At 38.3% G+C, this 11,275-nt stretch carries 10 protein-coding genes; 2 read left to right on the forward strand and 8 right to left on the reverse strand.

Annotated features, from left to right (window positions below; all coding sequences use genetic code 11):
* The first annotated feature begins 347 nt into the window (after positions 1-347).
* Both ABES52_RS10575 and ABES52_RS10580 read left to right on the forward strand, forming a co-directional pair.
* Positions 348-1,880 carry an MDR family MFS transporter gene (locus ABES52_RS10575; protein WP_429651128.1) on the forward strand — a complete coding sequence of 511 codons (1,533 nt, stop codon included), beginning with the start codon at positions 348-350 and terminating at the stop codon, positions 1,878-1,880.
* Between the two features lie 66 nt (positions 1,881-1,946).
* Positions 1,947-2,576, forward strand: a complete 630-nt coding sequence (locus ABES52_RS10580) for a hypothetical protein (protein ID WP_429651129.1) — start codon at positions 1,947-1,949, stop codon at positions 2,574-2,576.
* Positions 2,577-2,705: 129 nt separating this feature from the next.
* Here the strand turns inward: ABES52_RS10580 and ABES52_RS10585 are convergent, their stop codons facing one another.
* From ABES52_RS10585 to ABES52_RS10620, 8 genes are all read right to left on the reverse strand, one after another.
* Positions 2,706-3,917, reverse strand: coding sequence for an MDR family MFS transporter (locus tag ABES52_RS10585; protein ID WP_429651130.1), 1,212 nt, complete (start codon positions 3,915-3,917; stop codon positions 2,706-2,708).
* A gap of 19 nt (positions 3,918-3,936) precedes the next feature.
* Positions 3,937-4,998 (reverse strand): DmpA family aminopeptidase, encoded by a 1,062-nt coding sequence (locus ABES52_RS10590; protein ID WP_429651131.1) that lies wholly within the window; start codon positions 4,996-4,998, stop codon positions 3,937-3,939.
* Positions 4,999-5,353: 355 nt separating this feature from the next.
* Entirely contained in the window at positions 5,354-5,671 is a 318-nt protein-coding gene (locus ABES52_RS10595; RefSeq protein ID WP_429651132.1) for a hypothetical protein, read from the reverse strand.
* Between the two features lie 240 nt (positions 5,672-5,911).
* The gene (locus tag ABES52_RS10600) at positions 5,912-6,922 is read right to left on the reverse strand and encodes a sodium-dependent bicarbonate transport family permease (protein WP_429651133.1); all 1,011 of its coding nucleotides are present in this window, start codon (positions 6,920-6,922) and stop codon (positions 5,912-5,914) included.
* A gap of 154 nt (positions 6,923-7,076) precedes the next feature.
* On the reverse strand, positions 7,077-7,439 hold the full coding sequence (locus ABES52_RS10605; protein WP_429651134.1) for a Na-translocating system protein MpsC family protein: 363 nt from the start codon (positions 7,437-7,439) through the stop codon (positions 7,077-7,079).
* 809 nt (positions 7,440-8,248) lie between these two features.
* Positions 8,249-9,208, reverse strand: a complete 960-nt coding sequence (locus ABES52_RS10610; protein WP_429651135.1) for a S8 family peptidase — start codon at positions 9,206-9,208, stop codon at positions 8,249-8,251.
* A 264-nt stretch (positions 9,209-9,472) separates the two neighbouring features.
* Positions 9,473-10,378 carry a hypothetical protein gene (locus tag ABES52_RS10615; protein WP_429651136.1) on the reverse strand — a complete coding sequence of 302 codons (906 nt, stop codon included), beginning with the start codon at positions 10,376-10,378 and terminating at the stop codon, positions 9,473-9,475.
* Positions 10,362-10,895 (reverse strand): RNA polymerase sigma factor, encoded by a 534-nt coding sequence (locus ABES52_RS10620; RefSeq protein ID WP_429651137.1) that lies wholly within the window; start codon positions 10,893-10,895, stop codon positions 10,362-10,364. The genes ABES52_RS10615 and ABES52_RS10620 overlap by 17 nt, the downstream gene beginning before the upstream one ends.
* Between the last annotated feature and the right edge of the window lie 380 nt (positions 10,896-11,275).

Consider the following 11,275-nt stretch of genomic DNA (forward strand, 5'->3'; position numbering starts at 1 on the left):
GGAGGGGAAAGAGGGGGGGGGGGGGGGGGGGGGGGGGGGGGGGGGGGGGGGGGGGGGGGGGGGGGGGGGGGGGGGGGGGGGGGGGTTTTGAGGAGGGTTTGTGATCTCCTCCCCCTTCTCCCCCCCCCCCCCCCCGGGACTGTCCCTCACCCTAACCTTACTACCATACTAAAGTATGAAAGTAGTCTTAGGTTGAGATTTAGGACTTGGCTATTTTTCTTTTTATCCTAATAATGGAAAGAAGGAGTTATTTCGATTGGCTAAGGATTGAAGGTTGAAAAGGCACGGCCTTTGTTTCCTTGCAATCGGAATGAATGTGGGTTCGTTTATGAGAGAGGAGTGATTAAATGGAGACATATAAAGAAGCTTTGACGAAGCAGAAATCTGTTGAAGCTGCCGATTCAGAGAGTGAAAAGAGAACGAAACGACCGCTCGTGCTGGCATCTGTGATGCTGGCGATGTTTATGGCGGCGGTGGAAGCGACGATCGTGTCCACAGCGATGCCCTCCATTGTTGCAGAAATTGGTGGGTTTTCGAAGTACAGTTGGATTTTTTCCGCGTACTTATTAATGAATGCCGTGACGGTTCTTATTTACGGTAAGCTTTCCGATCTGTTTGGCCGTAAACCCATCTTAAACATAGGAATTACTTTTTTCTTGATCGGTTCCATTTTATGCGGCACCGCTTCGACCATCGAAGCCTTAATTTTCTTCCGTATCATCCAAGGCTTTGGTGCAGGCGCAGTCATGCCGATTGCTTCCACCATTGTTGGAGACATCTACACGAAAGAAGAGCGAGCAAAAATTCAAGGATACTTGTCTAGCGTTTGGGGCATTTCCGCCATCATGGGTCCGGCATTAGGGGGAATGTTAGTCGAATATGTGAGCTGGCGATTTGTATTCTGGATTAACATACCAATTGGCCTGTTAGCCATGGTAGGGGTCACGTTATTTTTACACGAAAACATCCAAAAGAAAAAACCGAATATCGACTACATCGGCGCATTACTTATGTTTCTTTCCATAAGTACGTTGATGATTGTTTTAGTTGAAGGCGGTGTTCATTGGGCTTGGTCATCCGCACCTGTAATCACCCTACTAATCGTGTCAGCTACAGCGTTTCTATTTTTTATCATCCAAGAACGTCGCGCCAACGAACCGATGATGCCCTTTGATATTTGGAAAGAACGGTCTATTTTGATCGCCAATATCACCTCTTTAACAACAGGGGTGATGTTAATCGGTATCTCATCTTTTTTACCAGCGTTTGTACAAGCGGTCATGGAACAATCACCGATGGTTGCCGGATTTACATTAACCACCATGTCCATTGGGTGGCCGATCGCCTCGACACTTGCTGGACGCTTACTATTAAAAATTGGCTTTCGTGCCACTTCTATTCTTGGTGGGATCTCCTTAATCATCGGAAGCATCATTTTTTTAACACTATCAGGGGATGATGGACCTGTTCATGCGATGGGCGGTTCCTTTTTCATTGGGGTCGGCATGGGGCTTTCCACCACTTCCTTCATTGTCTCGATTCAGTCCACGGTTAGTTGGGAACGACGAGGAATCGCCACCGCCTCCAATATGTTTATGCGTAGCCTCGGCAGCACAGTTGGCGCGGCCTTATTAGGTGGTATTTTAAACGGATCGCTTCAAGATTTTATAAAAGAAAACGGGCTACAAAATAAGGTCAATATCGACTCGACCAACATCTTATTGGACCCCCACGGCACAGAGCAGTTAAGTGAACAGACCATCTCTGTGCTTAAAAATGGTCTAAGCCTATCCCTTCATCATGTCTACTGGGGCGTTTTTACCTTTGCGTTAATTAGTTTTGTTCTGATTCTGTTATTGCCAAGTAACAAAAGAGTGTAGGATACATGTCCTACCGTTGTGGGGACAGTCCCTCAACAGAGTAATACGTTAAAGGAATGAAAAGAAATGAACATCATCTACCATACAAATCAACTAAAAAAAGCGTTAACCAATCATCATTCGCATGTTTGCTTCTCTATTCAAGATATACCTACCTATTTAAAAAGTTTTCAATTTCCTCAAGATATATTATGGTTAGAGAGTTACCATCAAAACACAAGGAAAGCACTAGCTATTTTGAACGCATTTCTTGCCAAGATAAAAACTAAAGCAAAACTAGGATTTAATAGCGTATGGAACGACAAGGAGCTCATCCATTACTTTCAACAATATCACCACCTATTTGACGAAATCGTAATCGTACCACTAGGGAATACGTTGAAGAGGTTATGGACAGAGAATTTAAACCATCTGATGACTCAGCTTTCCATGGTCCCTAAAGAAAAACTCATCGTGGATATTGAGATTTACCCTAAAACGGTGCTTAACGATCTCTCTATGTACCGTCAAAAATTGAACTATTTAAACAACCTTCAATTAAAATCCGTAGCTGGTGTCGGGAATTATCTTTATCAATCAGAAAAGGATATTACGGGGAACGATATCAAGGAGTTAGTTCACCTGCTAAAAGAAGGAAACCTAACATATATGATGGTACATAATCGATTTTTAGATTTGTACGGAAGTTATTTATAAGCATTAATAATCACCTATTATATTCTATTGGTATTCTATAAATCAGTAAGTACATCAACATCATTTCCATAAATAAAAAAAGGGCCTCCATTTCCAGAAGCCCTTTTTTCATTTAACCCAAGACGTTTTTTACAAACTATACTCCACATTCCTCTTCGTCACTTTCATTAACGCTTTTACATATAAAAGAATCGGGAAGCCTAATGAAGTAAATAAGGCTAATAAACTAAAGATCAATAAATGATTCCCATAGCCTAGCTGTTCAAGCATCAGTCCACCAATCCATGGGCCAATTGCGCCTCCAATGGCGGTAAAGCTCATGGAACCGAAATATAATCCTTTCATATGTTGTGGCGCGATTTGGTCAATAAATAAGTCGGTCATCGTAAACATCATGACTTCTCCAACAGTTAATACGAACATGGAGACAAATAGCATAGGAACTGAAGTAAATAGACCAAATCCTAATAGTCCTAATGAAACGGTTAAAATACCACACATAATGGACGTAAGTGCCGAATACCGCTTACCAATTCTTGAGACTGGGTATTGCATGACAAGCACGGTGATTGCATTAAATACAATTAAATAAGAAAAAAGCTTTACCCCATCTTCAAATTGGGATAAATATTGCGGAATCGTTGAGTTAAATTGCGAATACCCAGTGATTCCGAGAATCATTCCAATGACGGCAAACAAGAACACCCGGTCGTGACTTAATACGTTGATGGCTTTACGAAGAGTTACTCGTTCGGTCGTCACTACGTTCCCTTGTTCAATTTTATAGTGAGCAAACATCATGATGAGTAGAATAAAATAGAGAAAATAGACAGCTGCTGTCACAAAAAATGCCGCTGTCGATGACGAACTGCCAATTTTCAGCCCGACTAGCGGTCCTACCGCTGCCCCCACATTAATCGCCGCATATCGTAAATTAAAAACGAGCAATTTATTTTCTTGTTTCGTTACTTTAGACAACAACGCTCGAGAGGATGGTTCAAAAAACGAGCGGCATAACCCGTTTAATGCATTTAATAGGAAAAAGACGAAGACTGCCTCCGCAGTTGCAAAGCCAATAAAGATAAATCCCCACATAAAGAGCGAAATCTTCATCACTATCTCCCGACCAAATCGATCGGAAAAATATCCTCCAAAAAAACCGCCAAATAGCCCTACGATGGAACTAATTCCAATAATCGCTCCCGTAGCAGACGGGCTAACCCCTTTTACATTCGTCAAATAAATCGCTAAAAACGGAATCGTCATAAACGTCGCCATTCTCGCAAACAACGTTCCAATAATAATTGTAAGACTTATAGGATGAATTTTTTTTGCCCTCATAACGGTTTCCTTTCACACTTTAAAGTATCGCGGGACTGTCCCCCAAAAAATCAGCCAACGAATACAACGTATATCCGCCTCTCCCAATGGTTGTTTTTGCTGTGATCATGGAGTTTAAGATAGCTTCTTCAGTGGCATCGGCAACAGCAATAAAGGCTTGGTCGATGTCGGTTTCATGAATGGTTTCCATCGTCAGTAATGAAAGGGTTGGGAAGTGCGGTTGTTTAGTAGCAGTCGAAAAACCAATCACAAGATCTCCGCTTCCGTTACCAAAATAGGAACCGGTTCGACTTAACCCGACAGAGGCCCGTTTCATAATCCGTTTCAGCTGTCGTTCCGATACCGGTAAATCCGTAGCAACGACAATAATAATTGAACCTTGATCTTCTATTTTATGCGGCGGAGGAACGACTGAACTTAACTTCTTCCCTACTGGCTCACCATTTAATCGAAAATCTTTCATGAGCCCAAAATTCGAAAGCACCAACACCCCGATTGTATATGTACCATGTGACATCTCTAATAAACGAGACGAAGAGCCAATACCTCCTTTAAAACCAAAGCAAGCCATTCCCGTTCCCGCTCCGACACTCCCCTCGTCAAAATCGACAGAGGCCCGTTCTAACGCTTGGAACACGTGCTCCTCTTTCACAAATCCCGCTCGGATATCGTTTAACAACATATCATTACACTCACAAACGATTGGGTTCACCGTTCCAGTCGTCCGGCCGATTTCCGGGTTTTGCTCTAACATGTATTTTACAAGCGCGTTCGTACAAACACCGACACTGAGCGTATTCGTTAATATAATCGGCGTTTCAATCGTACCGAGCTCATCTATTTGAATCGTTCCGGTCGTTTTTCCAAACCCATTAATCACATAGGTAGCCCCTAGCACCTTTTCTTTAAACAAATTCCCTGGATGCGGAACAATCGCTGTTACCCCTGTTTTCATATCGCCGTCATCGAGGGTCGTATGCCCAACGGTGACGCCTTCCACATCCGTAATGGAATTCCTTTTTCCTGTTTTCATTGAGCCAATCACAATACCATAGTCCCGTATTTTTTGTTGCGTAGCCATGTCTGCCCCCATACTCTTTTATCGTTCCAACGATTCACTTAATGTGTAGATGATACGTATTGTATAATGTCTGCCAACAAATGTATAGATATTTTTCTAAATTCTGACAAAAAAAGATTCCAAATCCTGTCGTTATTAAAAATTTAATCAAATAAATGACTTAAAAAACTAATTAACTTCATATTGGGAATAAGAAAATAAGGGGAACTTATATTTCTTTTTCTAAGCAATAGTGAAGTTTCCCTTGATATTCTACTTCCTTAAATATCGTGTAACCTAATTTTGACCAAAACCTTAATCCACGTTCATTTTGTTTGTGGAGCAAGTCGTAATATCTTCTTGTTTATTTGTTTAATCATATTCTCAAAAGACTGATAAACGAAAGTAGCAGTTCCATTTCCTTGATACTTTTGATGAATGACAAACAAGCTGATCCACGAAGGTTATCAGATGGATTTTCTAAGCAATAATCTATTAGACCAATATACGCATCATTTTGTTTAACTAATAAGCGTTCTGTATTCAATCTCTTACACTCTAAATATTCATTACGAATATCTTCTTCATCGATTTTTTCTCTATCTTTTGAAATTATGTTATAGGCTGGATTAGAGTTCATGATGTCTAATTCCACTTCTAGCTTACTAATTTCGTTTTTCTCAAAAACAATCATTTTGTCCTTACCTCTCTATTAATTTCCTTTTTTGACATAAACATATTTTATCATATATTGGTAATATTTACTTTATGTAAACTCGGATAAAAAGTAACATAAGGATGGCGACACACGTCACCACCCTATCATTTAACGTAAAACCAATACTATAGTTATTTTGAATCCAACCCTGAACTCAATATTTCTTACCTTCATCACGCTTCTCTTTCACACTTTAAAGTATCGCGGGACTGTCCCCTAAAAAACAATCCATTGAGCGATTTCATAATATACAGGTATTCCGATAACAAGGTTAAACGGGAAAGTAACTCCTAATGATAATCCTAAATAAATCGAAGGATTTGCTTCTGGGACAGAAGTTTTTAATGCCGCTGGTGCTGCAATATAAGAAGCACTTCCTGCTAGAACCCCCATTAATGTACTTCCGCCTAAAGATAGATGGGCAAGACTCCCTACGAAAACGCCTAAACTTCCAAAAAGAAGCGGAGCACCTAATCCAAACAACAGTAATTTGAAACCGTGTTTTTTCACTTCTGGCAGACGCTTACCTGCAATCAATCCCATGTTCAATAAGAAAAGAATTAACACGCTATTATATAAGTCTATAAATAATGGTTTAACCGTTGGTACAGCACGTTCTCCAAGGACCAATCCTATGAATAAACTTCCTAACAGCAGCAATATACTTTTTCCAAATATACTTTCTTTAATGACTTCTTTATCAATTAGCTTTGCTGATGCTGGAATAAACTTCATGCTTTGATAGGATATTTCTGGTATATCCCTGTTTTTTTCTATGATATTTAATAACAGTAATGAAACTAAGATTGCAGGACTTTCCATTAGCACCACTAAAGCATTCATAAATCCTTCATAAGTTGTTCCACTTTTCTCAAGAAACGTGATGGCAGCTCCGTAGGTAACAATACTGATCGATCCATAAGTTGCAGCTAGACCAATAGAATTTTTTAGATCCATCTTCATTAATCGTAAAATAATGAGTGTCATCAAAGGAATGATGACTCCTAAAAATAATGTACCAAAAATGGGGCCAATAACAGATTCAATGGAATAATGGGAAAGTTCAATTCCCCCTTTGAGTCCAATAGCAATTAACAGATAAATACTTAGTCCTTCACTTAATCCGTCTGGAAATTTTAAATTTGATTTAAATAAGGAAGCCATAATTCCTAATACGAAAAACAACACGACTGGTGATAATAAATTTTGTATGATAATTTCTGACATGTTAGCCCTCCTTCAAGCATTATTTTCAAATAAAAAAACCGACAATTTCAGAACGAACGGTTTTTGTTAACCGTGTTTTCTGAAAATTGTCGGTTTATCTTCAACTAACCACATAGGTTCTTTGAAGATCTCCCTTATATATTTATTTTTTATTTTAAAATTTTTTCTCAAGATTATTAAATAATTTAAATACCATTACTCGTTCTCCTGTACGAGTGCTGATATCGGTGAAAAAACTTTTTACTTCTTCTCCAGTAATCGTGAGAATAATTTCCTTTAAATCCTCTATCCCTGATTCAACTAAATCAGAACGAATCCTCTTTATAGATAACATTCCTTCTTTTGTTTCACAAACTGAATATTCAGCAGGTGTTAAAATACCTTGTAAATTCACAATGATCATATCTCGTAAAATATCTGTCTTAACTGATAATGAACCTCGTCCGAGGAATTCTTTTTCCCATTGAGTGATTGCTTTACTTATTTCTGCTTCAATAAAGCCTTTTGATTTGTTCATATTCATCTCCTCAAAAACTTAGATGCCAAAAGGGTCCAATTGTTCACTTTATACATCCATTCCTAGTGTATCATCTTTAGGGTCAAAGGGGACCTCATAGGACAGGTTCAATCATTTGAATCTGTACGAGAAAATGAAGTGCTTTTTCATCCTGTCAATTTTTGATTAACAGTATGCTAAAGCACAGAGTTTATAAAGTTCATAAGAATTCATCGGTTAAAATTTAATTATACTCTATATTTTAATATAAAATGTGTCAATATGAAACGAAAAGATTTATTTCCATTTTTTACAATCCAACCACCTCGTCATTCACAAAAAGGAATCGTTCAATTGATGAACGATTCCCTTTGTTAGTTTTAGTGATTTGCAAAAATTCAACTTGATACCGATTAGAAAGGTTACAACAGGATATTATTTCAATATTTCATTCTAAATTATCTTGATAAAAGAAAAATAAATAAGAAAATACCTGTATAAAACAATATTATTTCATTTTTATTCCCTTTTCTCTCGATCAAAGCGTATAAGGAAAAAACAATGATCAACGAATATAAAGGCTTAAATATCATGATTTTTTAATTCTACCTTCCATCATTTCATCATTGATTCCATTTTGATATGAAAGGTTCTCCTTATACGATCATTGATTGATTTTACTTTCTTCTACAACTATCTAGTTCAATCCTTCTTCCTTTTAACAACTCAAAGGAAGTTGTAACAAATGAATAAAGAATAAATAAAAGGGTGCCTAAATAGACACCCTAAACTTTATATACTTTGTGCGATTTCATAGACTCAAAAAGTATTCATAGATTCGGGGAAGATTTCTCACATTCCTTTACTTCTGCTTGAAGCTGTAACAATCCATTCCCTTGTTCCTTCTTACTGTATCCTAAGGAAACTGTATGCTGAATTAACAGTTCATATACTTCTGGCTCGGTAGGGGTCCGTTTGTTCTCTGCCTCGAACTGCTGGATTAAAAGAGCAACTGCTCCAGATACATGAGGTGTCGCCATCGAAGTACCTGTCAATACTGCAAACTGATTCGTTGGATAGGTAGAAAGGATTTTTTCACCTGGAGCCAATAAGTCGATTTCATCATTCGTATTACTAAAACGTGATAAACGTTTGTTTAGGTCAACAGATCCTACTTCTACAACTTCTGAATAAGCACCAGGATAGCTATACTCATTTGTTGTTCCATCGCCATCTCCTTCATTACCTGCCGCACATACTACTACTATATTTTGTTTAACAGCCTCTTGGATTGCTTTATGGAGCTCTGGATTATCTTCTGGACCTCCTAATGACATGGATATAACTCGTACCTTTTCTCCATTTTTCCCTCTCCATTTGGTAGCATATTGAATGGCTTTTGTAACGGATTCTACTGTACCTTCTCCATTTCCATTTAACACCTTCAAAACAAGCAGTTTTGCCTTTGGGGCTACCCCTACAACTCCTTGGTCATTTTCTGTAGCAGCAATTGTGCCACAAACATGTGTCCCGTGACCATTGTTATCGAGAAATACGTTAGGATCTCCTCCGTAATCCTCAGTAAAGTTATAACCACCAATAATACGCTCTTGCAAATCAGGATGACCTGTCTGACAACCTGTATCAATTACAGCAACCACTATATGATCCCCATAGTACCCTTTTTTCCAAAAAGCTGGTGCTTGTATCAGTTCAACTCCCGGAGGTATCTCTTTTGTATCCTTCCTGACTTCTTCTAACTTGTACGGGATTAATTTAATTTTTGACAAGTACATCCTCTCCCTTTTCGGAATATTTGTATTCCTTCAAGTCCATTCTAAGAAGTCATATATTATATATTCTATTTTTTGTATTAAATTACCTTCTATTACGAACTAACATTCTGCAATATAAAAAAATCAAGTTCGAACCGTGCTTGTTCATTTATACAAACGTTTAATTAAAAAATGAATATACACAAAGAGAGTTTTCCTGCTTCATAATGGTACCCTTTTAATGGGGAGTTCTCATTCCATAACCTCTTCCACGCTTGACTATTGGTCTCGGTTCGGATAGAAAAACTCATACGTGATTGTTTCCCCCTCTATTGTGATGGTAACTTCTTCGTTTCCACTTGCTGACACAAACGTATGAGATTGATTTGTTGTAGCTTTTTTCTCCCAATGGCCCTCTTCTATTTTTTTAATATAAGCATTAAAGGCCTCAATCGACGCCCCTTCCCAATGATACACTTCTTTATTTGGAGAAATGGAAATGGGCTCTAGTCCGACAGGGTAAATTAATGTCCCGTAACCGTGTGTCACATAAAGCTGTTCGGTATCTGTATAAGGCTTTATCCCTTCAATTCGTAGCGTAGAAACGGCTTGAAAAATTTCAGCGTGGTCAAGCTTAGGATATTCAAAAGTAAAATAAATGACTTTTTCGTCAGTCAATGGAATAAAGAAGTGGTATCGGATTAACACGTCCATCATTTTTACATGCTCAATATACATAGATGTCGGATAGGGGAAATTTTCAAGTTTTTTATACACAAACATCGGTACACTATGAATGATCCGATTCATTTCTTCTTCCGTTATTTGCTGGACAGCTCCAACCTGCACCGCTGCTTGACCTTCACGATATAGTGCCAAACCATGATCTGCATTTTTACTATATACATCTTTCAAATCCCAACTGAACTGCTTATCACCTATACTCATTCCTTCTGAAAATTGTGGTTGAGTGCTTTCCAGCAGAAGGAATAACAGAAAACTTCCGCAAATAAGGAGGAGCAAACCAGTAGCTAAAATGTTTTTCCATGGAATAAAACTCTTTCGGGAGCGATCAGGGTGATGTTGAATGGATTCCCAAATTCTCTTTCTCATCGCTTCTTTTTGATTACTTGTTGGCTTCAGTTGTTGAAGTAGCTTCCACTGATCATCAAAATGTTTTCTCAACATGCCCACCACCTTCTAACCCGTTTATTTTTCTAAGTGATTTCATCGCTCTAGATAACGTTTTACGAACTTTTGCCTCGGACCAGTCAAGAATCTGAGCAATTTCTTTTGTCGAACATTCCTCCACCTTCTTCAAAAGAATCACTATTCGGTAATTAGGTTTTAGTTGTTGGATAGCTGTCAATAGATGTGTTACTGCTTCTTTATGTTCGATCATTTGTTCTACATTGAAGGAAGATGGAATGTCCCTCTCCATCAAATTCATTGAAAATAACCTTCTCCGCTTTCTTTTACGTATTTCATCTAGAACCAAATGCTTGGCAATACTGAACAACCACGTTTTTACGTTTGAGCGTTGATCAAATCGATCATAGGCCGTATATGCCCGAACAAACGTGTCATGAACAAAATCTTCACAGCATTGTTTGTCTCCCAACATAAATAAAATAAACCGATAAATGTCATCGTAGTACGTTTCGTACCACTCCATCACGAGACGTTTCCTGTCTTTGTTCAACCTCATCACCACCTGTTTTCCTCTTCTAATTAATCAGTCGTACGAAAAGGAAATTTGTGACACCTATTACAAATAATAAAAAATACGATACCTACTATTGAGGCATCGCGTCCTTTTGCTGATTGAGCTATAAATGTGTCTAACTAGTTTGTTTAATCACTCCATTAAGTGTTGATCGGTATCTGCTTGTTCTCTAAATATGAAATTTCTATATTAAATTCCACATTCCTTCTTTAAGGTAACTTCAGCTGAAAAACAATGCTCATAAAAAATAAAAACTTTAACACTTTAAAGCGGAGCGGGACTGTCCCTTAAGAAACGGTCCGATAGGACCCCTTAAAGCCCAATTCTACTAAGTTATGGAAAATTTTCTTTTTTGT

It is taken from the genome of Aeribacillus pallidus, from assembly GCF_050478865.1.
Lineage (GTDB): Bacteria > Bacillota > Bacilli > Bacillales > JACDOC01 > JACDOC01.

Excerpts from the sequence above, each read along its gene's own strand:
- ABES52_RS10575 (WP_429651128.1), top strand. The coding sequence starts at position 348 with ATGGAGACATATAAAGAAGCTTTGACGAAGCAGAAATCTGTTGAAGCT.
- ABES52_RS10580 (WP_429651129.1), top strand. The coding sequence starts at position 1,947 with ATGAACATCATCTACCATACAAATCAACTAAAAAAAGCGTTAACCAAT.
- ABES52_RS10585 (WP_429651130.1), bottom strand. The coding sequence starts at position 3,917 with ATGAGGGCAAAAAAAATTCATCCTATAAGTCTTACAATTATTATTGGA.
- ABES52_RS10590 (WP_429651131.1), bottom strand. The coding sequence starts at position 4,998 with ATGGCTACGCAACAAAAAATACGGGACTATGGTATTGTGATTGGCTCA.
- ABES52_RS10595 (WP_429651132.1), bottom strand. The coding sequence starts at position 5,671 with ATGATTGTTTTTGAGAAAAACGAAATTAGTAAGCTAGAAGTGGAATTA.
- ABES52_RS10600 (WP_429651133.1), bottom strand. The coding sequence starts at position 6,922 with ATGTCAGAAATTATCATACAAAATTTATTATCACCAGTCGTGTTGTTT.
- ABES52_RS10605 (WP_429651134.1), bottom strand. The coding sequence starts at position 7,439 with ATGAACAAATCAAAAGGCTTTATTGAAGCAGAAATAAGTAAAGCAATC.